This window comes from Hymenobacter negativus, assembly GCF_016056375.1.
In the GTDB taxonomy this organism is placed as follows: Bacteria; Bacteroidota; Bacteroidia; order Cytophagales; family Hymenobacteraceae; genus Hymenobacter; species Hymenobacter negativus_A.
Genome location: NZ_JAEDAE010000001.1, coordinates 1089454 through 1116453 on the forward strand (window position 1 = coordinate 1089454; position 27000 = coordinate 1116453).

Here is a 27000-nt window from a genome sequence, read left to right on the forward strand (position 1 = left end):
CGTTTTGGAAAGCCGCAGGCTAAATCAGCTTATCCATGTTCTTGAGGTAGGTTTCCAAATCCTTGTCGCCGCGGCCGGAGAGGTTCACCACCACTACGTCGTCCGGACCCGCTCCAAGCTGGCCCAGCGCCGCCAGCGCGTGGGCGGTTTCCAGGGCCGGGATGATGCCTTCGAGACGGCTCAGCTCGGCCACGGCCGCCAGGGCTTCCTCATCGGTAATGGCGATGAACTCGGCGCGGCCCACCTCGCCCAGGTAGGCGTGCAGCGGCCCGATGCCGGGGTAGTCGAGCCCCGCGCTCAGCGAGTAGGGCTCAGTAATCTGGCCGTGCTCGTCCTGCATCAGCAAAGTCTTGCTGCCATGAATGATGCCCGGCTTGCCCAGCACCGACGTAGCCGCCGAATGGCCTGAGTGGACGCCGTGCCCGGCCGCTTCCACCGCAACCAGGCGCACCTCGGGCTCATCCAGGAAGTGGTAGAACGCGCCTGCTGCATTGGAGCCGCCGCCCACGCAGGCCACCACGAAATCGGGCAGCTCGGAGCCGGTTTTTTCCAGCAGCTGCTTGCGCATTTCCTCGCTGATAACAGCTTGCAGGCGCGCCACCAAATCGGGGTACGGGTGCGGGCCCACTACCGAGCCGATGATGTAGTGCGTATCGACGGGGTTGGCAATCCAGTCACGGATGGCCTCGTTGGTGGCATCTTTCAGGGTCTGGCTGCCGCTGGTGGCGCGGCGCACTTCGGCCCCGAGCAGGCGCATGCGGGCCACATTGGGGGCCTGGCGCTCCATGTCGATAGCGCCCATGTACACCACACAGGGTAGGCCCATCAGGGCACATACGGTGGCCGTGGCCACACCGTGCTGCCCGGCCCCGGTTTCGGCTATGATGCGCGTTTTGCCCAGCCGCTTGGCCAGCAGAATCTGCCCCACGGTGTTGTTGATTTTGTGGGCACCGGTGTGGCAAAGGTCCTCGCGCTTAAGAAATATGCGGGTGTTGTATTTGGCCGACAGGCGCTTGGCTTCAAACAGCGGCGTGGGCCGGCCCACGTAGTCGCGCAGCAGCCCTTGCAGCTCGGCCTGAAACGCCGGGTCGGCCATGATTTCCAGGTACTGCGTGCGCAGTTCTTCCACGTTGGGAAAAAGCATTTCGGGCACGAAGGCGCCGCCGAACTGGCCGTAGTAGCCGCGGGTCGTGGGCTGTTTATAGGATGTGGTCATGATAATATCTGGTCGTCGGTATTAGGTATTGGGTATTTGGTGCCAGCGCTTCAGAGCGGGCGCAGTGCTTGCAGCATCTGCCCCACTCGCTTGGCATCTTTCACGCCCGGCGCGGTTTCAAAACCACTGTTCAAATCGACGCCAGCCAGACCGGGCAAGCGCAGGTTGGCCAGTTCGGCGGCGTGTTCCAAACCCAAGCCACCGGCCAGGAAATAGGGCACGGGCAAGTTGTAAGACTGCAGCAGATTCCACTTGAACGTGGCCCCGTTGCCGCCGGGCGCGGCGCCTTTGGTGTCAAAGAGAAAGTAGTCGCAATACGGTACGTAAGGCAGCAGGGGAGCAAAATCAATCTTCTCCCCTACCGAAAAGGCTTTCATCACCAGCAGGCCCGCTTCGTTGAGCTCTTCGCACTGCGCGGGTGTTTCCTGCCCGTGCAGCTGCACAGCCGCCAGGCCGAACCGCTGCGCCGTGGCGAGGATGTTTTCGGTGGTTTCGTTCACGAACACGCCTACTTTCCAGATGGTTGGCGGCAGGGCCTGCACCAGCTCCGGAGCCAGCACGTCGCCCACGAAGCGAGGGGACTTTGGCGCGAAGATGAAGCCCAGGAAGTCCGGCCCCAATGCGGCCACCTCAGTCAATGCGGCAGCGTCGCGCATGCCGCACACCTTTATGAGTAGCCGCGACGGGGTAGCAGGTGCCGCAGTGGCTTCCGCGCCGGGCACGCCAGGAGTTGCGGCTAAATCGGATAAGTTGGGGCGGGGCGTTTTCATTTCGGCCAGCTAAGCAACAGCGGTTTCTGGTTTCGGCAGGGCTGCAATTTCCTGCACCAGCATGGCGCAGGCACGCTCGGGGCGGGCATGGCGCATGAACGCCTCGCCCAACAGGAAGCCGCGGTAGCCCACTTCGCGCAACTGGCCAATGGCCGCAGCCGTGGAAATGCCGCTTTCCGATACTTTCACAAATTCACTCGGAATGGCTTCGGCCAGCGCCATCGAAGTATCGAGGCTGAGGCTGAAATCGTGCAGGTTGCGGTTGTTCACGCCTATGAGGTTCACAGCATCGGCATTGATGGAGCGAGCCAACTCTTCGCCGTCGTGCACTTCGAGCAGCACTTCGAGGCCCAGCGAGCGGGCCAGCCGACCCAGTGTATCGATTTCGGCGGGCGTGAGCACGGCTGCAATCAGCAGCACGGCATCGGCTCCGATGCTTTTGGCTTCGAGAATCTGGTACTCGTCCACCACGAAATCCTTGCGCAGGATGGGGCAGAAATTGAATTTGCGTGCCGTAGTCAAATCCTCATTTTTGCCGCCGAAAAACTCGGCATCGGTGAGGATGGACAGCGCCGCCGCGCCCGCCTGCATGTAGCCCAGCGTGGTGCGCTCGACGGGCGCGTACTGATTAATCCAGCCCTTCGAAGGCGACTTGCGCTTGAATTCGGCGATGAGGCCGCTGCCGCCCTCGCGCAGCAGGTACTTGCGCAGCGACAGCGGTTGCGAGTTGAAATACAGACTGGTTTCAAGCAGCTTGACGGGCACCAGCTCGCGGCGACTGGCAACTTCCTGGCGCTTGTGCGCGACGATGGTATCGAGGATGGTGGACATATTAAATTAAGAGTTAGGAGTTGAGAGTTAAGAGTTATTGCAGTCAAGACCAGGTATTGGATAAGCATACCTAACTCTTAACTCATAACTTTTAACTTCTAACTCAATGAAAGCATGGTTTCGAAGGCCTTACGGGCCGCGCCAGAGTCCAGCGACTCTCGGCTAAGGGCCAGGGCATCGGCCCAGCTCAGGCCGGGGCGGGCGCATTGCAGAGCGAGGGCGGCGTTGGCGGTGGTCACGGTGCGTTGGGCTGCGGTGCCGTCGCCATCGAGCACCCGCTTGAACAGTTCGGCGGCGGCGGCTACGGTGCTGCCGCCGGCCAGGTCGTCGGCGGTGCAGGCGGGCAGATTCAGGGCATCGGCCGTCAGCATTCGCTCGCCTTCAAATGAGGAAACTACTTTGGCCGGGCCGGTGAGGGCCAGCTCGTCGTAGCCATCAAGGGCGTGCACTACGGCGTAGCGGGTGCCGGTGGGCTGCATCAGGTAGTGGTAGAGCCGCTGCAGTTCTAGGCTGAACACGCCCAGCAGTTGAGCCGCCGGCCGGGCCGGGTTTACCAACGGGCCGAGGATATTGAAGAAGGTACGCAAGCCTAGCTCGCGCCGGACCGGCCCGGCGTGGCGCATGGCCGGATGGAAGGCTGGCGCGTGCAGAAAGCAAATTCCCGCCCGGTCGAGCTGCCGCCGCAGTTGGTCGGAGCCGGCCTCGAAGTTATAGCCAAAGTGCGCCAGCACATTCGACGCGCCCGACACCGACGACACGCCGAAGTTGCCGTGCTTGGCCACCAGCGTGCCCGCCCCGGCCACGATGAAGCAAGCCAGCGTGGAGATGTTGAGCGTGTTTTTGCCATCGCCGCCCGTGCCCACAATGTCCACGACTTCGTGGGTGCCCAGCTCCGGGTCGCGACTGAGGTCAAGCAGCGCCTGCCGGAAACCGGCCAGCTCAGCCACCGTGATGGGCCGCATGCGATATACGGCAAGGAAGGCCGCTGTTTCGGCCGGGTTGGCCCCGCCTTCCCCCAGCTGGCGCATAGCAGCGTGAGCCTCGGCATGCGTGAGGGGCTGGTGGTCGAAAAGCTTGGTGAGAATCTGTTTCAAAGTGTCTGTGTTTCTATAAAAAGCCCCGTCCTCTTAGAACGTCATGCTAAGCGCAGTCGAAGCATCTTTACCGCTTCGTTGAATTGATTACTTACATGGTAGAGATGCTTCGACTGCGCTCAGCATGACGACCAATTGGCATTTGCTACGAACTAGCTCAGCCAGTTGGCCAGCATTTGCGCGCCGTGCTCAGTGAGAATGCTTTCCGGGTGGAACTGCACGCCGCGCACATCATACTCGCGGTGGCGAAAGGCCAGCACCTCGCCGTGGGCGTCACGGGCGGTTACTTCCAGCGTCGCCGGCATCGACTCGGGCCGCACCGCCCACGAATGGTAGCGTCCCACCTGGAATCGCTCGGGCAGGCCGGCAAAGAGGCGCTCGTCGCTTACGGTTACTTCGGCCTCATTGGCTACGCCGTGCAGCACGGCCGAGATGTTGTAAAGCTCCGCGCCGAAGCTTTCGGCCAGGCCCTGGTGGCCGAGGCACACGCCTAGGATGCGCTTGGTAGGCGCGTATTTCTGGATGATGGCCGGCATCAGGCCGGCTTCGGTTGGGATGCCGGGGCCGGGCGAAAGAAGGATGGCGTCATAAGATGCTACATCATCGAGCGTCAGTTGGTCGTTGCGCGTCACCGTCATGTTAGGGCCGTGGCCGAGTTCGCGCAGCAGGTGCACCAGGTTGTAGGTGAAGGAGTCGTAGTTATCGAGGACGAGGATTTTCATGACGATAGACTGAAATTATTTAACGTCTTCAGCAGCTCGCAGCGCGGCGCGCAGGGCCCCCAGTTTATGGTGCACCTCTTCCAGTTCCGACTGCACGCTGGAAGCTGCTACCACGCCCGCGCCGGCCTGGAAATACAACTGGTTGCCGGTGCTCAGAAAAGAGCGAATCATGATGGCGTGGTTGAAGCTGCCATCAAAACCCAGATGGCCCAGACAGCCGCCGTAGTAGCCACGCGCCGTAGGCTCCAGCTTATCAATTAGTTGAATAGCCCGAAACTTAGGTGCACCGGAGAGCGTGCCGGCCGGGAACGTGTCGGCCACCACTTGTAGGGTATCGGTATTATCAGCCAGTTCGGCCGTCACCTTGCTTACCAGGTGAATTACGTGCGAGTAAAACTGGATTTCACGCAGCGTGCGCACCTCTACTTTGGTACCATGACGGGCTAAGTCGTTGCGGGCCAGGTCCACCAGCATCACGTGTTCGGCGTTTTCCTTGGGGTCGGCGGCCAGGCGCTGGGCGGCGGCGGCATCGGCCGCGTCGTCGCCGGTGCGGCGGTAGGTGCCTGCAATGGGGAACAGCGTGGCCTCGCGGCCCTGCACCAGTACCTGCGCCTCGGGCGAGGAACCGAAGATTTTATAGTCGCCGTAGTCGAAGTAGAACAGGTAAGGCGAGGGATTGATGGACCGCAGCGCCCGGTACACGTTGAACTCATCGCCCGAAAACCCCTGCTGGAACCGCCGTGAAAGCACAATCTGAAACACGTCGCCGCGCAGGCAGTGGGCCTGGCCCTGGGTGAGGCGCGCCAGAAACTCGGCATCGGTCTGGTTGGTCTGCTCCACGCCTACTGTGGCAAAGCCGAAGTTGGGCACGCTGGGGTGGCGCACCAGGTTTTCGAGTCGGTCGAGACCGTCGGTCTCGGCCGGGGCCTCACCGGCCACGCTGTGCTCGAACAGGTGCAACTCCTGGCGGAAGTGGTTGAAGGCGATGACGTAGCGGTACACGCCGTAGCGAATCAGCGGAATGTCGCCGGCCGGCACTTTTTCCGGGTTTAGCTGCACGTCTTCAAAGCTTTGCACCGCCTCGTAGCCCATGTAGCCAAACAGGCCGGTGCTGATGAAGGGCAGCCTTTCGACCGATGCATCGGGCGTGCCGGCGGCGGCAAAATCGCGCAGCCGGGCCAGCGCCTCGCGGGGCTGGTCCAGGGTTTCAGTAGTCTCTGGCGCACCGGGCAGCAGCTGACGTAGCACGCCGCCGCGCCGCAGCTCAAACGTGGCCAGCGGCTCGCACACCAGGTAGCTGAAGGCGTTTTGCTGGCCGTGGTAGTCGGCGCTTTCCAGCAGCAGGCAGTTGGCATACTGGTCGCGCAGGCGCAAAAACAGGCCCACGGGCGTCACCGTGTCGGCGAGCAGGCGGCGGGTGCGGGTGAGGAGTTGGTAAGGCACGAGGAGAAAAAATGGAAACAGCAACCACGAAAAAAGCCCGGCTGATGGGCCGGGCTTTTCGTGGTTGCAAGGTAAAATCAGGTTGACTTCACAAGGCGCACAGGCAGGCCGGTCCGATGTTTCGGAACTGCCACCACCAAGCCTGAGAAATACGCGTCGAATTCATGTTAGAAAAGGCGCTTCGGGCGAAACGCAATGCAAAGGTAAAGCAGCAATTTTGAAATTAGTGTAATTGACAACAATTTTTTATACGAAACCAGTAACCTTCCGGTTCCTTTTTAACCAATATTCAAATCGGCACAAAGCTCCGATACTACTTCCGCTTCGGACCTGAAGTGCTGGTTTTCACTGTCGGACCGAACAGAAACTGATAGGCCGCCGGAAATTCCCGCCGCCAGAACCACTCCCGGTGCTCCCCATCGGCCGGGGCCGAAAAAGCCAGGTTGGCGGCTGGCACGCCTTCGGCCCGCAGCTCATCGCGCCACTGCGTCATCAGCGGCAGCATGGTTTTCGACTCCTTGGGGCCGCACACGAAATAGAAGCGCGCCGTGCGGGCCGCCGGGTGAGTTTTGGCATAGGCCCGCAGCGAGTCATTGCACACCCAGAAGGCTGGTGAAAACGCGCCCACCTCGCCAAAAACCTTGGGGTATTTCAGCGCGGCATACACCGAAATCAGCCCGCCCAGGCTGGAGCCAGCGATGCCGGTGTGCGCTGCCTCGGGCCGGGTGCGGTAGTGGGCATCGATATAAGGCTTGAGTGTGAGGGCCAGGAAATCGACGTAGGCGCTGCCCTGGCCGCCCCGGTGGGGCTGGTCCTTGAGTTCGGGGCTGGCCCAGGGAATGTATTCGTCGGAACGGAACTGGTCGCCATTGTCCACGGCCACCACGATGCTGCCTGTGGCGTCCTGCCCGGTCTTGCGCAGGCGGTCGAGGGTTTCGTCCACGCCCCACTCGCCGCCGAAACTGGTGGCATCGTCGAACACGTTCTGGCCGTCGTGCAGGTAAAGTACGGGGTAGCGCCGGGCGGGGTTGGCCGCGTAGTCGGCGGGCAGGTATAGCCACACGCGCCGCTGCCGTCCCAGCTGCGGCATGGCGAAGGAGGCCGACAATATGCTCACCTGCGGCGTAGCGGTGTGCTTCTTGGCCGCGTCGCTCGGGGCGTTCCAGGCCAGCACTTGGTTAGTGATTTCGCGGGTTGTGGTCAGGTCGGCTTTGCGGTTGGCAATCTGGTCGTTTTTGCCGTCCACTTCCACCGTCGGCCAGCTGCCGCGGGTAAACTTGTATTCGATGCTGCCCAGGCTGGGCGGCAGGCTGATTTGGTAGGTGCCGTCGGCCTGCTTCTGCAAGGCATGGGCGCGGCTGTGCGGGTTCCAGTTATTGAAAGAGCCCGCCACGAACAGCGTGTCTTTAGCCGGCGTGGAGGCCGGCACTTGGGTTAGCTTCAGAATGGTTTGGGCACCAGCAGTGCCCCACGCAAAGCCCAGGGCACTGACCAGCAGCCCCGTGCGTTTCAACAGCAATTGTTGGTTCATTGGTTATCGAATGGTTTCACCGCTGCCGGCACCGCGCTCGGCGGCTTCGGTTTTGCGCAGGGTGTACACGGCCCGCACCGAGTCGATACCCGGCAGGCCGTTGGCCTGAAAATCCAGCAGGGCGCCCTTTTTCTGGGGGCCTTTCACGAAGTGCCGATACTCCTCAGCCGATTCGCGCACCACGTACAGCACCCCCGGCGACGGCACTTTCAGGCGCGAGAAAAAGCTGCGGCCGTCGCCGGCCGGCCGGCGCGTGGTTTCGGCCACGGCGCTGGTGCCCAGCAGCCGGTACTTAGCTACGTCGGCCCCGGGCGGGGTCAGGTTGCCTAGGCCATCCACAAATATTTCGCGGCGGGCCATAAGGTGCTCCAGGTCCAGGGTTTTGAGCAGGGCCAGGTTTTCCTCCGACATGATGAGCTGCTGCACCGTTTTGCCGGGGGCGGGCTCCTCGTAATACACCAGCACCGGCTTTTTCAGCTTCAGCTTGCTCACCACCAAGGGCGGTGGCGCATCCTCGTTGTCGGTGGCGCGCTGCGTAGTGATGGGCGTGTACACCGGCGGCGGTTTCACCACCCCACGGGCACCGGGCGCGGGCTTGCCCGCACTTTTAGGGGCTGGCTTGCGCGAACCAGGACGGGACTGGGCTATGGCCTCGGTCACCGTACCGGCCAATAGCAACGCGAGTAATGGTAGGTGCTTTTTCATTTTCTGAGGAAAAGCCAAAAGTAACGAGGAGAATATGGCCCGACAAGGCAATTACTGCGCCAGTTGAGGGAAAACAGTGCCATTATAGGACGGGCCGGGCCGGATTATACCCCTGGCAAAGGTGGTTGATGCGGAATTGCCAAACGCCCTCATCACTCTGCCAGCTATTCAGCAATTGATTTGCAGGTGCCCGGCGGCTTTGGGCAAAGGAAAGCACTGGTGGATTGGTAAACCGCCCGAATGAGTAGCTACACACCCTGGATGAGTAGATACACACCCAAAAAAAATATGCCTTTCAAACTTATTTTATCCAGAAAAACATCGAAAAAAGCCTAATTTTAATTCATTATGCGCATCACCCACGAATCGTTTGCATTGCACACCCCCCTATACCCAATGCAAATGCCATAGCTAAGTGCTTAATATACAGTACTTGAATCTTTAAATTAACATCATTTCAAGACGATATATTGACTAAATATGCGCAAAAAACAGCTGAATTTGAGCAAACGTTTTTTCGCATTTGCGTAGTACCAGATTTTTTAAAAAAACGCCTTTAAACCTTCTGTAACGCAATATTTTGGTAACTTGCAGCCCCAATCTTTTAAAATTTCCCACCATCAACACATTTAAGAAGTTTCCCATGAGACACCCTTATTTAGCGAAGCTCCTGTTTCTGCTATTGTTAGCGGGCTTTGGCTTCCTCCCTTCGGCGGCCTTTGCTCAGTCGACCGGTTCGGTTAGCGGCCGCGTGACCGATAGCAAAAACGAAGGCATCCCCGGCGCCACGGTCCTCATCGAAGGCACTTCGTTGGGCAGCTCTTCAAGCGTAGATGGCACCTACAGCATTCAGAACGTGCCCGCAGGTCCGCACACGGTGGTAATTTCCTTTGTGGGCTACAACGCCGTGCGTCGTCCCGTGACGGTGGTAGCCGGCCAAAACGCCGAAGTATCGACTGGCCTCACCGAGAACACCACCCAACTGGCCGAGGCTGTGGTAGTGGGCTACGGCTCGCAGCGGCGGCAGGACCTGACGGGTGCCGTAGAGCAAATCTCGGAGAAGCAGTTTGTGAAGGGCCAGGTAACCAACCCCGAGCAGCTGGTGCAAGGCAAGGTAGCCGGGGTACAGATTACCACCGGTGGTGGTGCTCCCGGTTCGAACTCGCAGATTCTGATTCGCGGCGGCTCGTCGCTATCGGCTTCGAACTCGCCACTTATCATCATCGACGGCGTGCCGGTGGATAATACCAGCCTGGCCGGGGTTTCCAACCCCCTCAGCCTGATTAACCCCAACGACATCGAGAGCATCACCGTGCTCAAGGACGCTTCGTCGACCGCCATCTACGGGGTGCGCGCTTCGAACGGCGTGATTCTGGTGACCACCAAGAAAGGCCTGCAGGGCGATGCGATGCACGTCAACGTTTCGTCGCAGAACTCGGTGGCCAGCGCTTACAAGTACGTGCCGGTGCTGAGCGCCGACGACTACCGCGCCGTGGTGAACCAGTACGGTTCGGCTTCGCAAAAGGCTACGCTGGGCAAAGCCAGCACCGATTGGCAGAAGGAGATTTTCCGTCCGGCTTTCAGCAGCGACAACAACGTGAGCGTGAGCGGTTCGGCCGGCGCAATTCCCTACCGGGTATCGGGCGGCTACCTCAGCCAGCAGGGCATTCTGAAGCGCAACGACCTGAAGCGTTTCAGCGGCGCCCTGAACCTGTCGCCGGTATTGCTCGACGGCAAGCTGCGCGTGAACCTGAACGTGAAAGGCACTTGGATTGACAACAACTTCTCGGACCAGAGCGCCGTGGGCAATGCCGTGAGCTTCGACCCCACGCAGCCGATTACGGTGGACGCCACCGGTGCGCCTACCGCGATTTACAACGGCGCGGCCGGCAACCCCTTCGGCCTGACCAATGCCCAAATTAGCCGTTACGGCGGGTACACCGAGTTCAGCCAGCTCAACGACGACAAGACCATTTCGCTGAACACCCTCTCGCCCCGCAACCCCATCGGCCTCATCAACCAGAGCCGCAACCGCAGCACCGTGAAGCGGAGCATCGGCAACCTGCAGCTCGATTACAAACTGCCCTTCATCGACGGCTTGAGCGCCAACCTGAACATGGGCTACGACATTCAGCGCGGCCGCGGCACCACCTTCGTGCCGGCCGAAGCGGCTTCGAACTTCAACCGCCAGGGCGTCAACAACATCTACGCCCAGGATTTGAACAACACCATTCTGGAAGCTTACGGCAAGTATGAGCACACCGTGGGCCCGGGCCGCCTGGAGCTGCTGGCCGGCTATTCGTACCAGCGCTTTGAAAACCGCAACTACGTGTTTGCCGACTACCGCGCCAACGGCACGGAGCTGAACCCGGTTTCGCTGAGCTACTCGAACCAGGACACTTACCTGAACACCAACGTGCTGGTGAGCTACTACACCCGCCTGAACTACAACATTCAGGACAAGTACCTCTTCACCGGCACCTTCCGCGCCGATGGTACGTCGCGCTTCAGCCCCAACCACTTCGGCTACTTCCCGTCGGGCGCGTTTGCCTGGCGCATCAAGGGCGAGGAATTCCTGAAGAACTCCACCGCCATTTCGGACCTGAAGCTGCGCGTGGGCTACGGCAAAACCGGCCAGCAGGACCTGGGCGGCAACTACTACCCTTTCCTGGCCAACCTGACGCTGAGCAACCTGTCGGCCTCGTACCAGCTGGGCTACAACGCCGATGGCACCCCCCGCTACATCCGCACCCTGCGGGCTGACCAGTACAACGCCAACATCACCTGGGAAACCACGACTACCTACAACGTGGGTCTGGACTACGGTTTCTTCGGCGGCCGCTTCTACGGCTCGGTTGATTTGTATAACCGCAAAACCGAGGACCTGCTCAACTTCGTAAATATTTCGGCCGGTTCGGGCCTGTCGAACGGCGGTACCTACAACGTGGGTTCGCTGACCAACAAAGGCGTTGAAGTAATTGCGAACGTGGACGCCGTGAAAGGGGACCGGTTCAACCTCACGGTAAACGCCAACGCTACGTTCAACCAGAACCGCCTCACCAAACTCACCGGTGCTGACGCTCCCGGCGACCTGGGCCAGCCCACGGGCGGCATTTCCGGCGGTGTCGGCAACAACATTCAAATTAACACGGTGGGCTACGCCAGCAACACCTTCTACGTGAACCAGCAAGTGTACGGCACCGATGGCAAGCCGCTGCAGGGCATCTACGTGGACCGCTCCGGCGATGGCACCATCGACAGCAAAGACCGGTACCGCTACAAGTCGTCGCGCCCCACGGTTATCCTCGGCGGCGGTGCCAACATGACCTACCAGAAGCTGAGCCTGGCCTTCACGCTGCGTGCCAACCTGGGCAACTACGTGTACAACAACGTGCGCTCGAACTCTTTCTACGACATCAGCACCAACGGCTTCGTGCCGAACCGCAACCGTGAATTCCTGGATTCGCGCTTCAACGCCGCCCAATACTTCTCCGATTACTTCGTGGAGAATGGCTCGTTCCTGCGCATGGAGAACCTGACTTTGGGCTACAACTTCGGCGAGATTATCCGCAAGGGCTCGAACGTGAGCGTGTCGCTGGCCGCCCAGAACCTGTTCCTCATCACCAACTACAAAGGCCTCGACCCCGAAGTAATTGGCGGCATCGACAACACGATTTATCCGCGTCCGCGCACTTTCACGGTGGGCATCAATGTTGGTATCTAAATCACGGCTTCATTCCTCCCTTACCATGAACCAAAAATTCACCCGTACCCTTGGAATGCTGGCCCTTGGTGCCATGCTGCTCCCGGTTGCATCCTGTAATAAAGACCTCGACCAGATTCCGAGCTACTCGGCCAACGCCGAGGTAGTGTATAAAACGGCGGCCAGCGCCGAACAGGTTCTGGCCCGTCTCTACGCCACCTTCGCGGTGAGCGGCCAGACCGGCCCCGCCGGCAGCCCCGACATTTCGGGCATCGACGAAGGCTTCTCAAACTACCTGCGCCAGTACTGGCAGCTCCAGGAGATTACCACCGACGAAGCCATTCTGGGCTGGAACGATGGTAACCTCATCTACGTGAACACTCTGCAGTGGAACGCCGACAACGAGTTTGTGCGCGCCACCTACGACCGGATTTTTTACGAAATCGGCCTCTGCAACGAGTTCATTCGCCAGACCACCGATGCCCGCCTGAGCGAGCGCGGCGTGACGGATTCGGATGCCAAGCTCATCCGTCAGTACCGCGCCGAAGCCCGCTTGCTGCGCGCCCTGAGCTACTGGCACGCCATCGACCTGTTTGGCGGTGGCCCCTTCACCGACGAGAACTCGGCCCTGGGCGTGAACCCGCCCTACTACACCCGCCAGCAGCTCTTTACCTACGTGGAGAATGAGCTGAAAAACCTGGACAAAGGCAAAGTGCTGCTGAACCCCCGCCAGGTGTACGGCCGCGCCGACCGCGCCATGCGCTGGACGCTGCAATCCAAGCTGTACCTGAACGCCAAGGTGTACACCAACACCGACCGCTCGGCCGATGCCGTGGTGTATGCCGACAGCGTCATCAACGCCGGCTATACCCTCACGCCGACCTACGCCAACCTGTTCCTGGCCGACAACAACACGACCGGGGCCAACGAAATTATCTTCCCGATTACGTTTGACGGGTTGCGCACCAAGACCTACGGGGGCATGACCTACCTCGTGCACGCGGCCGTGGGCCGGGCCGTATCGGCCAGCAGCGCGGGCATCAACGGGGGCTGGGCCGGCCTGCGCGCCAAGCCGCAGCTGACCAGCATCATCAACAACACGAGCGCTACCGACTCGCGCAAGGACATGGTGTTTACCCGCGGCCAGAACCCGAACGTGGACACGATTGGCGTATTCAGCAGCGGCCCGCTCATCACCAAGTACCGCAACGTGACGTCGGGTGGCAAGCCTGGCTCCGATACGGTTGGTGACTTCCCGGACACTGACTTCCCCATGTTCCGCCTGGCCGACGTGCTCCTGATTAAGGCCGAAGGCTTGCTGCGCAAAGCCAGCCCCGACAAAACCACCGCCCTGGCCTTGATTAACCAAGTGCGGGCCCGTGCTACCGGCAACCTGAGCAGCCACACCAACGACCTACCCGCCCTGACCGGCGACGGCCTGGACGATGTGTTCAACGAGCGAACCCGCGAGTTGTTCTGGGAAGGCCAGCGCCGCACCGACCTTATCCGCTTTGGCAAGTTTACCAGCAACTACAACTGGCCCTTCAAAGGCGGTGTGAAAGCCGGTGCCGATGTGCCCGCTACCCGCGCGCTGTTCCCGCTGCCCACCACCGACCTGGTGGCGAACCCCAACCTGGCTGGCCACCAAAACCCGGGCTACTAAACTTTTTTCGGCCGGCCCGATGTTCTCGGGCCGGCCCCAATGGTTTTAATTTTCTCTTTGTTATTTATGAAAAACTGGTTTCTCAATTTTGCTACCGGTGCAGCAGTTCTGCTGGCGGTTGGTTCCTGTAAAAAGGACGAAAGCCAAGCCGTGCTGGGCGCTAATGCAGCACCGCAACTGACGGCATCGGCCACGACGGCTACCATCAACCGCAACGATACCAGCCCGGCGGTAACGTATAGCTGGAAGGCAGCCGACTTTAACTATCCGGCCGCCGTGACCTACACCCTGCAGTTTGCCAAGGCAGGTACCAACTTTGCCAATACGGCCGACTACAACGTGGGCAATGCCCTGTCCAAGTCCTTCAACCAGACGGAGCTCAACGACGTGTACAACTCGCTCGATTGCACGCTCACGTCGGTGCCCACGGCGCTGGATGTGCGGGTTAAATCGAGCGTTGGCGATGCGGCTGCGGCCCAAATGTCCGGAGTCAAGAGCATCACTGCTACGCCCTACCTGGCCGTGACGCTGCCCACCGAAACCTGGGGCCTCGTTGGCCCGGCCGCTGATGGCTGGCCCGGCGCCACTGCCACCGACCGGATGTTGACTTACGATTGCAAAGTGCGGGCTTTTACCATCACCACGAATTTGCAGCCCGGCCCTTTCCTGTTCCGCATGGATAAGGCATGGGCCACCAAATTGGGCGGCCCCGCCGGCGACTTCACGAAAGGGGTAGCTCTCAGCACGTCGGGCGCCGACCTTAACTGGGTTAAAGCGGCTGGCACCTACACCATCAAACTGGAAGTGAATCACAATGCTTCCGGCGGTGTAGTGGACGGCAAGGTGACCATCACCCCCTGATTTTTTCCGTCAGTACTTCCTGACGTACGTAAGCAGCCACTGGCCCTCGGCCGGTGGCTGCTTTGTTTTTCGGGGTGTATAAGAATTCCCGCACTATCAAAAAATCGCGTTTCCGGGTCCTTGGAAGTCGTTGCCGAGCTGCCCCCCGAAGGTGAACAATGCCCGGCGCAGAGCAGATTTTGTTCATTCCGGGCCTGAATCACCTTTTTTTTCACCAAAACACTTTTGCAATCGTTTGTCCGTCTGGCAACCAACCCCACTTTCCAACCTGAATTATTACTTTCGTTGCCCCCTTCATCATTCCCTCTCCTATGATACTAATTGCCGACGGCGGCTCAACAAAGTGCAGCTGGTGCCAGCTCGACGACGCGCACAACCGCGTGTACTTTAACACGGAGGGCTACAACCCCGATTTTATGGACACGGCAGCCATTGTGGCCTCGCTCAACCAGAACCTGCCCAGCACGCTGCCCCGCGAAGAAGTGACCGATGTGCATTTCTACGGCGCGGGCGTGTCGTCGGCGCAGAAGGCGGAGGTGATTGCGGCGGCCCTGCGCCAGGTATTTCCCAAAACAAAGGCGCACGTGACCGAAGACCTGCTGGCGGCGGCCCGGGCGCTGCTGGGCCACAAGCCCGGCTTCGCGGCCATTCTGGGCACGGGCACCAACTCCTGCCTCTACGATGGCGAAAAAATCATTTACAACGTGGATTCGCTGGGCTACTTTCTGGGCGATGAAGGGTCGGGCTCGTACTTCGGTAAGCGGCTGCTGCGCGACTACCTGCGCGGCCTGCTGCCCGATGGCCTGCAGGATATTTTCAAGGAAACGTACTCGCTGGGCACCCGCAACGATATTCTGGACCGCCTCTACAACCAGCCGCTGCCCAACCGCTACCTGGCCAATTTCGCCAAGTTTGCCTACGACCACAACAACGTGAGCTACTGCCGCGAAATCGTGCTCGAAGGCTTCGAAACCTTCTTCCAGAACCTGGTGCTGCATTACCCGCGCTTTCAGGAATACACCTTTAACTGCGTGGGCTCGGTGGGCTATAATTTCCGCGACGTGCTGACGCAGGTAGCCAAAACCCACGGTATGGAAGTGGGCAAGATTATCCGCTCCCCTATCGACGATTTGGTGGCGTACCACGACGAATTGCCGGTGCGCTAGAGGCATGAATGTTTAATTAGAACGTCATGCTGAGCGTAGTCGAAGCATGACGTTCTCAATATTCACTCAACAAAAAAGGCCGCTTCCAAAAGGAAGCGGCCTTTTTTGTGGCCTTGCGTTGGGGAAGCGCTAGTGCTGCACCACGAGGCGGGTAGTTTGCGTCAACTGGCCGGTACTCAGGCGCACCACGTAGATGCCGTTGGCCAAATCCTGCACAGGCAGCGTGAGCTCGTGCGCGCCGGCGGCCTGCGTAGCGCGGCTGCTGATGGTGCGCACGGTAGCGCCCAGCACGTTGTGCACGGTGACGGTGACGACGGCCGGAGCGGCCAGCTCATACTGCAGGCTGGCGGTGCTGCTGCTGGGGTTGGGCACGGCCACGAGGCGCAGGGCGTCGGTGCGGCGGGCAGTGGTGCTCAGCAAAGTGGCCTTTTTGAGGCGGCGCGTGGTGTACACGGCGTAGGCCCCGGGCTGCAGCGTGATGAGGGCATTAACGTTGGTCACGGTGATACTGTCGCCGGAGAGGTAGTTGTACCACTTGCCGGTGCGCTGGAAGGCGGGGTCAATGGTGGTGCTCACCACGTCGAAGTTGCCGATGACGGTGATGTTCTGGGTGGCGTTGCTCACGTGGATGGACTTACCGGCGCCGGCCAGCTGCTGGGTGTAGCTGGTGGGGTTTGCGAAGGCGGGCTCCTGCTTTTTGAGGGCAATGAGGGCGCGCTGCACGTCGTAGAGCTGGCGGCGGTTGGCATCCTGGTAGTAGCTCCACACGGGCGGCTTGGCGCTCAGCTTGCACTGGTCGTTGCCGTAGGGCGTGGGCACCGTGCCGTTCGAGCACATGAAGATGGACTTGTCGTAACCAATTTCGCCAAACTGCCACAGCATTTTGGGGCCGGGCACAGTGAAGAAGAAGGCCGACGCCAGCTCGATGCGGGCCAGGGCGGTGTTGAGGTCGCGGGTGCTGTAGCTGCCCGAGGAATTGCCGAAGGTGAGGTTTTTGTACATCAGGCGCTCCTCGTCGTGGCTTTCCATGTAGGTCACCAGGTTGGGGCTGTTCCAGCCGCGGCCGCCCTGGGCGGTGCTGCCGTAGTAGCCGTAGCTGAAGTTGGAGTTGGACAGGTAGCCCATCGTAGCCTCGTTGTAGTTGGTCACGGCGTTGCCCCATATCATAAAGCCGGCATCGGCCAGGGTTTTGGCTTCGCGGTTTTCGGGGAAATGCTCCAGGATGGGGTACAGGTTGGCATCAACGCCAATCATGTGCTGGTAGTAATCCAGCCAGATGTTGATGCGGCTCTGGTCGTAGTTGCCGTAGGTGTTGGGCGTGCTTTGCTGCTGCGTAAAGCCGCCGGCCAGGTCAAACCGGTAACCATCGATGTGGTACTCCTGCAGCCAGAATGACATCACCTGCTTCGAGAAGTACTTGGTGAAGGCGCTTTCGTGGTTGAAATCGTTGTAGACACTGTACGGGTGCGGGGCCGTCACGTTGAACCAGGGATTGTCGGCGGTGGGGCCGGCCGTGCTGCCGTAGAGCTGCACCATCGGACACTGGCCGGTGGCGTGATTGAGCACCATGTCCATAATCACGGCGATGCCGCGGCGGTGGCACTCGTCGATGAACTGTTTGAAGGCCTGCTTGGTGCCGTAGTATTTGTCGGGCGCGAAGAAGAAATCGGGGCTGTAGCCCCAGTTGTCGTTGCCGTCGAACTCATTGACGGGCATCAGCTCGATGGCGTTCACGCCGAGGCGCGAGAGGTAATTCAGCGTGTCGCGCAGGGTCTGGTAATCGTGGCGGGCAATGAAATCGCGCATCAGCAGCTCGTACACCACCAGGTTGGTGCGGCTGGGGCGCTGGAAATTGGTGGCCGTCCACACGTAGGGCGTCTGGTTGGTTTGCAGCACCGACACGATGCCCGTGGTCCGGCCCGTGGGGTAAGCTTTCAGGTTGGGGTAGGTTACGGCCGGGATGTACTGGTCGTCGTTCGGGTCCAGGATTTTCTCGCAGTAGGGGTCGGCCACGCGCAGGGTACCGTCTACGAGGTACTGGTAGGCGTATTCGCGGCCTGGCGTGAGGCCGTTGATTTGCACCCACCAGCGGTTGCCGTCGGGCGTCTTGTTCATGTAGCTGGCGTTGGTGGTCTGCCAGTTGTTGAACTCGCCGATGGCGTAGGCAAACTGCTTATTCGGAGCCGTCAGGTTGAGGATAACCGACGTGCCGCCATTCAAATAGGTAATGCCGTCCTTGGCTCCGGCGGGCAGCGCGGCCACGGTCACGGCCGGGCGCACCACAAAAATCAGCGAATCGACGGCCGTTGAAGCACCCGAAACCGCCGTAAAGCGCACCACGTTGCGGCCGCTGGCGGCCGTCACGGTGGTGGTGAGCGTGGTGGCGCTGGCCTGGCTGGCCACCTGCGTGCCGTTGAGGCTAAAGGCCAGGTTGGCAGTGGCCGAGGCCGTGCCCGTCACGCTGATTTGCGCGCCCAGGTTCACGAACAGCGGGTTGCCGTTGGCATTGGCGGTTGGGTTGGTGATGCGGGCCGACAGGGCGGACGTCGCCGCATCCACGAAAATATCGCCGCCGCTCGCATTCCGGCCCACGATGGAGCCGTCGGCATTCTTGAAAATCATGCCCAGGCGCAGCAGCGTCTCACCCGTCGGAATGGGGTAATAGGTGCGCGGCGTGAAGGTGATGGTGTAGATGTTGGGGTTGGTGGCGCTGCGCGTCATCAGGGCGGTGGGGTCGGCCGCACCGAAGGTGGGGCTGTGCACGTTGCGCCAGTTGGTGTTGCTGGAGCTCAGGCTGGTCACGGTGCCGGTCCAGATGTAGACGTTGCCGGTGAAGTTATTCAGCGCCCCGTTGCCTTGGCTGGCGTCGTAGGTGATGGTAACGGGCGTAGTATCGGTGAAGAACACCGGCGAGGTGGTAACCTGGGCCTGGGCGGTCCAGGCCACAAGGGTTAACAGCAGGGCTGTCAGGCGTCGAAATGTTTGCATTGGGAATTTTGAGGATGCGAAATGATTAGGAAACAGCTACGTGGGAATGGAATGGAGTGACTGAAACGGGAGCTTGTCGAAACGTTTGCCGCGCCTTTAATTAATTATTTCTGTTGGCAAACCAAGTCGCAAGATACGCTATTGGGGCCAGCAGCCGGCTTTCCGGGGCGTACCTTTGGGCCCTTTTTATGGCCCGCATGGCGCTTGTCTCTTTGGTTTTGAATTTGATTGGCCGCCAGCGGCTGGCCGGGCTGGCGGTGTCCGGTGCGCTGGCACTGCCGCTCACCGGCCTCGGACAGGCCCCACTTCGTACCGACAGCGCGGCCGCCCCGCAGGTTCCCACGGCCCTCACTTCCTCGCCCGGTAATTTTCCGGCCGATTCGGCAGCGCGGCGCAAGCGCCGCCTGCGCCTGCTGGTAGGCGGCTCGGTGCTGGGCTACGGGACGGTGTATGCCGGCCTAGCCACCTCGTGGTACACCGGTGCGCGGGTGCCCCTGCACTGGTTCAACGACCTGCCCGAGTGGCAGCAGCTCGACAAGTGCGGCCACTTCTGGGGCGCCTTTCAGGAAAGCCGCGGGGCCGTGGACATGCTGCGCTGGGCCGGCCTGAGCGAAAAGAAAGCCATTTGGTACGGCTCGTTCGTGGGGTTTGCCCTGCAAAGCCCCATCGAATACTTCGACGGACAGGACCCCGAATACGGCGCCTCGGCCACCGACCTGGCGGCCAACTTTCTGGGTTCGGCCGGGCTGCTGGCCCAGCAGCTGGCGTGGCACGATGTCCGCATTATGCCCAAATGGTCGTTCCACCTCACCAGCTACGCCAAGATGCGGCCCAACGTACTGGGGAGCACCGTGCCCGAGCGCCTGTTGAAGGACTACAACGGCCAGACTTACTGGCTGTGTGCCGATGTTGGCGCGTTCCTCAAGCCCGGCAACCGCTGGCCGCGCTGGCTGCAGCCTGCCTTCGGCTACGGCGGCCAGGATATGGTGTACAACGACGACGGCACCAACGCCGCCCGGGGCCTGCGCCCCTACCGCCAGTTCTACCTCTCGCTCGACGTGGATTTGCGCCGCATCCCCACGCACAGCGTGCTGCTGAAGCGCGTGTTCTACACGCTCAGCATCTTCCATTTGCCGGCTCCGGCGCTGGAGTACAACCCACGCAACGGTTTTGGCTTCCACGGGCTCTATATGTAGGCCCACCGGGGACTAAAAACGGAATATCCATCCGCTCCGCCCCATCTACCCGTACTTTTGACGAACCCACCCCATGCCGCCCGCTGTTCTACGAACTCAAGCAACAGCGCCTGCCGGCGTAAATCCGTGATATTATGAACGTAGGAGATAGAGTCCGGCTCCTGACCGGCACCGAAGAAGGAATTGTCACCCGCCTGCTCGACAGCGAGCTGGTGGAAGTGGCCATTGACAACGATTTTACCATTCCTGTGCTGCGCCGCGAAGTGGTGGTGGTGGCCCAGGAAGAAGGCAAGAACTTCGACCGTACCGCCGTGGACTACGGCCCCGGCCAGACGCCCGGCAAGAATGCCAACGCCAGCAAAAAGGATAACAGCAAGCGCCCGCAGCACCAGCCGGCCGCCCCCAAGCTAGCGCAACCCTCGCTGCAGGAGGCGCTGGCCGCCGCCGCGTCGAGCGGAGCAGGCGTGGCCCGGCCCGTGAACACCGGCCCGGATAGCCGCGGTGCCGCCGCTGCCAGCGGCAAGCAGCCGGCCGCAGCCAAAGGCCTGTTTTTGGCCCTGGTGCACCAGTCACCGGAGCTGCTGGGCGTCACGCTCATCAACAACACCGAGGCCGACGTGCTTTTCACCTACGGCGAAGAAACCGCCGCCCGCCCCTACCGGGCCCTGGCCGCTGACAAGCTCGGCCCCAAAACCAGCACCAAGCCCCTCTCCTTCCTGCACCTGAAGGACTTTGAGGCCTGGCCCGCCGTCGTGTTTCAGCTGCTGCCCACTAAGCTGAACGGCGATGCCGCTTACGAGCTGCTCACCAAGCGCCAGGCCTTCAAGGCCAGCACGTTCTACGGCAGCCAGAAGCCCGCGCCGGTTATTGGCAAGGACGCCTATCTCTTCCAGCTGGATGAGAAAGCTGCCGCCGCCATCGCACCCGAGAAGCTCGCTGAGGAAGTACCCGCAACTGCTCCCGCCGCCCCCGCTAAACCCGCCGGCTTGGATGCAGCCGCCCTCAAGGCCCAGCTCAGCGGCGACGCCCCGGCCAAGCCGGCCGCCGTGGTGGCTGCCGCGCCCGCTAAACCGGCTGCGCCGGTGGTGGCCCCGCCGCACGAGCTTGACCTGCACCTCGAAGCCCTGCGCCCCGACAACAAGGAGGAGCTGAGCAACACCGCTATCCTGCGCCTCCAGCTCGATGCCTTTGAAGATGCGCTGAGCCGCGCCCTGGCCACCAACATGCACGAAATCGTGTTCATCCACGGCATGGGCAACGGCGTGCTGCGCAAGGAAATCCATCGCCAGCTGAGCCGCAACAAGGACATCAAGTTCTTCGAGGATGCCCGCAAGGAGAAATTTGGTTTCGGGGCCACGCTGGTACGGTTGAAGTAGCCAACACCATTCGGTAACCCGCCGCCATTCTTCCGTTTACCGAGGAAAAGCACCCATCTGGCCCCGACGGCCGGACGGGTGCTTTTTTTCATCCATTAAACACCAGCGGGACTGTATTTTTGTAATTCCGGCAATCCCACTTTTTTTCCTACGACATATTTAATGACCAAACTCTACTTTGCGGCATCCCTGCTGCTGGCGGCTCCCGTCGCGGCCCAGGACCTGACCAATGCGGGCGCGACCATCACGGTGCAGTCCGGCACGGCCGTGTACGTGGGCACCGGCGGCCTTAGCAATCAGGCCGGCGGCACCATCACCAACCAGGGCACTTTGCGCGTGGACGGCCCCACCGCCAACGCCGGCACCATCGACCTGAGCAACGGTGCACTGGAAGTGAAGGGCGACTTTGCCAATTCGGGTGCTATCGTGCCCGGTACCAGCCCGGTCACCTTCAGCGGCACCGCCGACCAGTTGCTCACCCCTGGCGGGGCCACCTTCTACCAGCTGCTGCTGAACAAGCCCACAGCCGGGGCCAACACCCTACGCCTAGCCGGCGACCTCACGGTGAGCAACCTACTCAGCCTGACCAGCGGCCTCGTCACCACCAAAAACGGCAGCACCGTGAATACGCTGCGCCTGCCCAACGAGGCCACGCTCGCAGGCGAGGCTTCCGGCCGCTACGTGCTGGGCAACCTCGAAATCACGCGCAACGCCGTGAGCGGCGCGGCCGTGGACTTCGGCCACGGGGCCGTGCTCGACCCCACCACTAACAACCTGGGCACCGTGGCCATCACCCGCACGGCGGGCCTGCTCACGGATGACGTGAGCCGCGGCGTGAACTTCGCCAACACCGCCTACAAAGGCATCGACCGCATCTGGACGGTGGTGCCGGCCACGCAGCCCAGCGCCGCCGTGCAGCTCACCCTGAGCTGGCTGCCCGACAACGACAACGGCCTCATCGATTTTAGCCAGGCCCGCGTGTGGCAGCAGTCGGCCGTTGGTCAGCCCTGGGCCGTGCGCAGCCCCTTGGCCAACGCCAGCAGCCGCAGCATCTCGATGAACCCCGCCTCGCTCAGCCGCTTCACGGTGAGCAACGCGGCCAACCCACTGCCCGTCACCCTCGTCGATTTCTCGGCCCAGGCCGACGGCCCAGCGGCCGTGCGCCTGAGCTGGACCACGGCCCAGGAACTGAACAACGCCGGCTTCACCGTAGAGCGCAGCTTCGATGCCCGCTCGTTTGCCGCCATTGGCACGGTGGCCGGGGCGGGCACCAGCACCACCCGCCACGACTACGCCCTGCTCGACACGAAGCTGCCCGGCAGCGTGACCGTGCTCTATTACCGCCTAAGCCAGACGGATGCCAGCGGCGAGGTTAGCTACTCGCCCATTCGCTCGGTGGCGCTGGCGCCGCAGGCGGCGGGCTTTGCCGTGTACCCCACCCACGTGGCTGCCGGGCAGGCCGCTACTTACCTCTACACCGGTCCGGCCGAGGCTGGCACCCTGCAGGTGCTCGACCTGCTGGGACGTACCGTGCGCACCCTGGCAGTAGACGGCCGTGCCACCGGCGAAGTGCCCCTGGCCGGTTTGGCCATTGGCAGCTACGTGCTGCGCTACACCACGGCCACGACCCGCTTCACCAGCCGCTGCGTGGTGGAGTAGCCTTTTTGTCTCATCCGACTTATCCTCAGCTCGTTTACGATTAATGAATAATCTTTTTACTCCTGCTTATTTCTATCGGGGCCTGGCCCTGACGGCTTTGCTGGTAGCCAGCAGCCTGGCCGCCCAGGCGCAGGGCGTGCGCATTGGCGCAACCGGCGCGCCCGATGCCTCGGCCATTATTGAGCTGGTGAGCGGCACCAAGGGCGCGCTACTGCCCCGCGTGGCCGCTACCACTGATGTGACCAGCCCCGCTACCGGCCTGGTAGTATACCAAACCGGCGGCACTGCTGGCTATTACTACAACGCAGGCACCACCACCAGTCCTAACTGGTTGCAGCTGGTGAGTTCGTCGCAGCTGGCCGTGACCAATGGCAACGTAAGCAGTTTGAATAGCCAGTTGAGTACCCAGACAACCTCTTTGAGCTCACAAATCAGTGTGCTTAGTTCCAGCGCAGTGACCTCGGCCAGCAATGGCCTGACAAAATCCGGGTCGAATGTTGTGCTCGGCGGCACCCTCACGCAGGCTACCACCATTGCCACGGGTGGCAAAAACCTCACTATTACGGGCACTGGCAACGTGGGCATCGGCACCAGCAGCGCCCCCACTAGCACGCTGCAGGTGGTAGGCACCAATGCCGTGGGCGTGGTTATGAACGTGGCTGGTAACAACAGCGGCACCCTGCTCACGGGTGGCGGCTACCTGGGCCTGAGCCCTGCCACCGGGGCCGACTATTACCTGCTGCCCGATGCCGCTACCTGCGTGGGCCGCGTGTATTACCTGCGCAACAACAGTTCGTCCAACATTGCCTACGTGGGCACCCAGGGTGGCCTCATATTCGATGGCGGGGCGACGGCCGCTGCGGCTGGTGCCTATTTCATGCAAACTTCCGGCGCAACCAAAACCATTACGGCCATTTCCGACGGCACCAACTGGACCTTTATTCGGAGCGGTAACTAGCCGTCGTCGGCCCCGGTGGCCCGGCTGGGGGCATTTTTTCTTCCGAGCCCACCCACAGGGCATCGGACGGTACCACATTACCCATCCGCTTGCGATAATACCTGGCGGTACCTTTGCCTTAGCTGGGAGACAATTTCATTCCTGCTTGATTATGACGAACATCTTCCCCCGCCTGGGCGGCGTGCTGCTGCTGGCCCTGCCCTTCTTTGCCCAGGCTCAGAACGTGGGCATCGGCACCAACAGCCCCACTCAGAAGCTCGACGTGAACGGCAACCTGCGCGTGCGCAGCCTCGGCGGCACCGACACCCGCCTGTTGCAGGTTGATGCCGCTGGCAACCTCAGCCCCTCAGCCACCGCTTATCCGGCTTCGGCGGCGGTTGTTCCGGCGCTGGCCAGCACCGTCACCAGCCTCAATAACCCGCTGGTAGCTGTAAGCGGCACGCTGGCGGTGGTGCTCAACAAAGGTGCTGGCACCCTCAGCCTCTACGATGCCAGCAACCCCGCCGCGCTGGTGCTGCGCGGCACGGCCACGGGCATCAGCTCCGGGGTGGAAGTGGCCGTGAGTGGCAGCACGGCCGCTGTGCTCAGCAGCGCGGGCACGGGCTCGGTGCTGCTCTATACCCTGGGCAGCGGGGCCCCGACGCTGGTGAATACGCTGACCCCGCCCGCGTCGTCGAACGGGACTTACAGTGGTATTGCCCTGACGGGCACGATGCTGTACGCCACCTTCGACCGCAGCAGTTCCTACGGCTACCTCTACGCCTACGACGTGAGCACGCCCGGCACCACCAACCTGCTGAACCCGACCGCGCCCTGCACCACCTGCCCCACTGGCAACTCCGGCTATTTCACCCCGCAGACCGTGGCGGCGGCCGGCAACTTTGTGGCCGTGGGCCATGCTTACGCCGGCGCCGCGCTGCTCGACGTGAGCAACCCCGCCGCCATCACCCGCACTGGCTTGGTGGGGGGCACCACCGCCGGCGGCTACAACGGCCGTGACGAGCCGGTGGCCCTCAGCACCACCACCCTCTGCACCCTGAACCCTGCCACCGCCGAACTGGCCACGTACAACGTGAGCACCGCCGGGGCCCTCAGCCTGCGCCACCTCTACACCACTGCGGCCAACCCCGTGAGCGTGGCCCTGAACGGTAGCTTGGCCTACGTGGCCTGCCAGGGCAGCAGCACCTTACAAATAATTGATGTGAGCGGGGCCAGCGCCGTGCTGCGCGGCACGGCGGCCCTCGATGCCAGCGCCAACAACGTGGCCGTGACCAGTACCCTGGTACTAGCCGCCAATGCCAGCGCCGCCAACGACCTGCAGGTGTTCACCCAGCCCACCCGCGCGGTGGTGGTGAACCCCGACGGCACCGCCGGCAGCGCGCCCACGCTCAGCAGCACCGACTTCATCCAGAATCAGACGGCCACGGCCCAGGCCGCCAGCTTTCGCATCAGCGGCAGCGCCGTGGTGGGCGGCAGCGTGGGCCTCGGCACCAGCGGCACCCTCACCAGCCCCTTGCAGGTGGGTGGTGCGGTAGCGCTGCCCTACACCACCACCGGCAGTACCAGCGGCACCTTCACCCTCACAGCGGCGCACTACACGGTGCGGCGCTTTGGAGCTTGTAACAACATCAGCATTCCAGATGCCAGCACCTGCCCGGGGCGCATCTACGTCATCATCAGTTCCCGAGGCTCGGGCTCCAACGTCGGCCTGAGCGTGCAGAGCGGCGGGGGCATCTACGACGACGTAGCCAATGCCACCATCACCTTTATCGGCTCGGGTGAGCGCCTGTCAATGCAGAGCGACGGCTCGGGCTGGATTGTGATTGGGCGCTAAGCCCAAAGCTTTACGTAAATAACTCCCACCCCCAGCCATCTGGCTGGGGGCTTTTTTATGGGCGCAGTGCTGTTTTGTGCCAGCTAAAAGGAGTGAGGGTCCGTTGATATTGGCGCCAATGCGGCCGGCATTCCAGCTGGGGTAGCGGCCTCGAAACAAGGCGGGGCCCCGTACAAAACGCCCCAAAGCCGCCTGCCCCTTGTTCCTAATCCTGTTGCCTGAATTACTATTGCGGGCAGGCAGGCCCAACAATGCGCCGCCTAGCCTGCGCGGGTCATTTCCTTTTCCACTTTCCTTCACCCACTCCCCCATGTATGACCTCATCGGCGACATCCACGGCCACGCTGCCGAGCTGCGCCAGCTTCTTGAGCAGCTTGATTATATCCCCGACGCCGCTGGCGTGTACCGCCACGCCGGCGGCCGGCAGGTCATTTTCGTGGGGGATTTCATCGACCGGGGGCCGGCCATACGGGAGACGCTGCAACTTGTGCGCGGCATGGTGGACGGCGGCGCGGCCCTGGCCGTGATGGGCAACCACGAGTACAATGCGCTTGCCTTCTGGACCTTCGACCCCACTGGCGGGCACCTGCGGCCCCACAAACCGGTCCACATCATTCAGCATCTCGAAACCATTAAGGAGTTCCGCAGCAAGGAGCTTTTTGCCGAGTGGCAGGACTACTTGGCGTGGTTCTACACGCTGCCGCTGTTTCTGGAGCTGCCCGGCCTGCGCGTGGTGCACGCCTGCTGGGATGCCCGCTACATTGCCCGGCTGCGCGCCTGGCTGCCCGACGACCGCCTCACGCCCGAGTTCCTGCTGCGCGCCAGCCGCAAGGGCTCGGCGGAAATGGATGCCGTAGAAATCACCCTCAAAGGCCACGAAACCGACCTGCCCGGCGACCACCACTTCTTTGACAAGGACGGCCACCGCCGCACCAAAATGCGCACCGCATGGTGGCGCGACCCCGCCGCTGCCACTTACAACGACTACTTCCTCGAACCCATTGAAGCCCTAGCCGGTCAGCCCGTGGACGTAGCCGCCCTGCCCAATGCCAGCTACTACCAGGACGAGACGCCCGTTTTCTTCGGCCACTACTGGCTAAAGGGCGAGCCCCGCCTGCTCACGCCCCACTCCGTGTGCCTCGACTACAGCGTGGCCCGGGGCGGCGAGCTGGTAGGCTACCGCTGGCACGGCGAGCAGACGCTTACGCCCACCGGCCTGGTGCGCGTGGTGAATGGGCATTAGCCGCGCGATGTAGGGGCGGGGCTTGCCCCTGCCCCTACATC

General features: G+C 61.8%; 19 protein-coding genes. 10 read left to right on the forward strand and 9 right to left on the reverse strand.

Annotation, left to right across the window (positions count from 1 at the left end; genetic code table 11):
• Nucleotides 1-19: 19 nt before the first annotated feature.
• From trpB to I7X13_RS04780, 8 genes are all read right to left on the reverse strand, one after another.
• The gene (gene trpB, locus I7X13_RS04745) at nt 20-1216 is read right to left on the reverse strand and encodes a tryptophan synthase subunit beta (RefSeq protein WP_198074541.1); all 1197 of its coding nucleotides are present in this window, start codon (nt 1214-1216) and stop codon (nt 20-22) included.
• Nucleotides 1217-1266: 50 nt separating this feature from the next.
• Nucleotides 1267-1986 (reverse strand): phosphoribosylanthranilate isomerase, encoded by a 720-nt coding sequence (locus I7X13_RS04750; protein ID WP_198074542.1) that lies wholly within the window; start codon nt 1984-1986, stop codon nt 1267-1269.
• A gap of 9 nt (nt 1987-1995) precedes the next feature.
• Nucleotides 1996-2817 carry an indole-3-glycerol phosphate synthase TrpC gene (gene trpC, locus I7X13_RS04755; RefSeq protein WP_198074543.1) on the reverse strand — a complete coding sequence of 274 codons (822 nt, stop codon included), beginning with the start codon at nt 2815-2817 and terminating at the stop codon, nt 1996-1998.
• Nucleotides 2818-2915: 98 nt separating this feature from the next.
• Entirely contained in the window at nt 2916-3911 is a 996-nt protein-coding gene (gene trpD / locus I7X13_RS04760; RefSeq protein ID WP_198074544.1) for an anthranilate phosphoribosyltransferase, read from the reverse strand.
• A 152-nt stretch (nt 3912-4063) separates the two neighbouring features.
• The gene (locus I7X13_RS04765; RefSeq protein WP_198074545.1) at nt 4064-4633 is read right to left on the reverse strand and encodes an anthranilate synthase component II; all 570 of its coding nucleotides are present in this window, start codon (nt 4631-4633) and stop codon (nt 4064-4066) included.
• Nucleotides 4634-4648: 15 nt separating this feature from the next.
• Nucleotides 4649-6076: an anthranilate synthase component I family protein gene (locus I7X13_RS04770; RefSeq protein WP_317191524.1), complete on the reverse strand. Its 1428-nt coding sequence runs from the start codon at nt 6074-6076 to the stop codon at nt 4649-4651.
• 313 nt (nt 6077-6389) lie between these two features.
• The gene (locus I7X13_RS04775) at nt 6390-7607 is read right to left on the reverse strand and encodes an alpha/beta hydrolase (RefSeq protein ID WP_198074546.1); all 1218 of its coding nucleotides are present in this window, start codon (nt 7605-7607) and stop codon (nt 6390-6392) included.
• A 3-nt stretch (nt 7608-7610) separates the two neighbouring features.
• Nucleotides 7611-8312, reverse strand: coding sequence for a hypothetical protein (locus I7X13_RS04780; RefSeq protein WP_198074547.1), 702 nt, complete (start codon nt 8310-8312; stop codon nt 7611-7613).
• 643 nt (nt 8313-8955) lie between these two features.
• On the opposite strand from I7X13_RS04780, the gene I7X13_RS04785 reads away from it, so the two are divergent.
• The 4 genes from I7X13_RS04785 to I7X13_RS04800 all read left to right on the forward strand — a co-directional run bounded on the left by I7X13_RS04785 (nt 8956) and on the right by I7X13_RS04800 (nt 15705).
• On the forward strand, nt 8956-12036 hold the full coding sequence (locus I7X13_RS04785; protein ID WP_198074548.1) for a SusC/RagA family TonB-linked outer membrane protein: 3081 nt from the start codon (nt 8956-8958) through the stop codon (nt 12034-12036).
• Nucleotides 12037-12061: 25 nt separating this feature from the next.
• Nucleotides 12062-13678: a RagB/SusD family nutrient uptake outer membrane protein gene (locus I7X13_RS04790; RefSeq protein ID WP_198068799.1), complete on the forward strand. Its 1617-nt coding sequence runs from the start codon at nt 12062-12064 to the stop codon at nt 13676-13678.
• Between the two features lie 66 nt (nt 13679-13744).
• Nucleotides 13745-14539, forward strand: a complete 795-nt coding sequence (locus I7X13_RS04795) for a SusE domain-containing protein (protein WP_198068800.1) — start codon at nt 13745-13747, stop codon at nt 14537-14539.
• A gap of 311 nt (nt 14540-14850) precedes the next feature.
• Nucleotides 14851-15705 carry an N-acetylglucosamine kinase gene (locus tag I7X13_RS04800; protein ID WP_198068801.1) on the forward strand — a complete coding sequence of 285 codons (855 nt, stop codon included), beginning with the start codon at nt 14851-14853 and terminating at the stop codon, nt 15703-15705.
• Nucleotides 15706-15834: 129 nt separating this feature from the next.
• Here the strand turns inward: I7X13_RS04800 and I7X13_RS04805 are convergent, their stop codons facing one another.
• Entirely contained in the window at nt 15835-18693 is a 2859-nt protein-coding gene (locus I7X13_RS04805; RefSeq protein WP_198074549.1) for a DUF4961 domain-containing protein, read from the reverse strand.
• 197 nt (nt 18694-18890) lie between these two features.
• On the opposite strand from I7X13_RS04805, the gene I7X13_RS04810 reads away from it, so the two are divergent.
• The 6 genes from I7X13_RS04810 (at nt 18891) to I7X13_RS04835 (ending at nt 26959) form a co-directional block, all read left to right on the forward strand.
• Nucleotides 18891-19889 (forward strand): DUF2279 domain-containing protein, encoded by a 999-nt coding sequence (locus I7X13_RS04810; protein ID WP_198074550.1) that lies wholly within the window; start codon nt 18891-18893, stop codon nt 19887-19889.
• Nucleotides 19890-20023: 134 nt separating this feature from the next.
• On the forward strand, nt 20024-21265 hold the full coding sequence (locus I7X13_RS04815; RefSeq protein WP_198074551.1) for a Smr/MutS family protein: 1242 nt from the start codon (nt 20024-20026) through the stop codon (nt 21263-21265).
• A 162-nt stretch (nt 21266-21427) separates the two neighbouring features.
• The gene (locus I7X13_RS04820; protein WP_198074552.1) at nt 21428-22924 is read left to right on the forward strand and encodes a hypothetical protein; all 1497 of its coding nucleotides are present in this window, start codon (nt 21428-21430) and stop codon (nt 22922-22924) included.
• Between the two features lie 43 nt (nt 22925-22967).
• Nucleotides 22968-23882: a hypothetical protein gene (locus I7X13_RS04825; protein ID WP_198074553.1), complete on the forward strand. Its 915-nt coding sequence runs from the start codon at nt 22968-22970 to the stop codon at nt 23880-23882.
• Nucleotides 23883-24033: 151 nt separating this feature from the next.
• Nucleotides 24034-25716 carry an LVIVD repeat-containing protein gene (locus tag I7X13_RS04830; RefSeq protein ID WP_198074554.1) on the forward strand — a complete coding sequence of 561 codons (1683 nt, stop codon included), beginning with the start codon at nt 24034-24036 and terminating at the stop codon, nt 25714-25716.
• Nucleotides 25717-26026: 310 nt separating this feature from the next.
• Complete coding sequence (locus I7X13_RS04835; protein ID WP_198074555.1) at nt 26027-26959, forward strand: metallophosphoesterase; 933 nt, start codon at nt 26027-26029, stop codon at nt 26957-26959.
• The last annotated feature ends 41 nt before the right edge of the window (nt 26960-27000 follow it).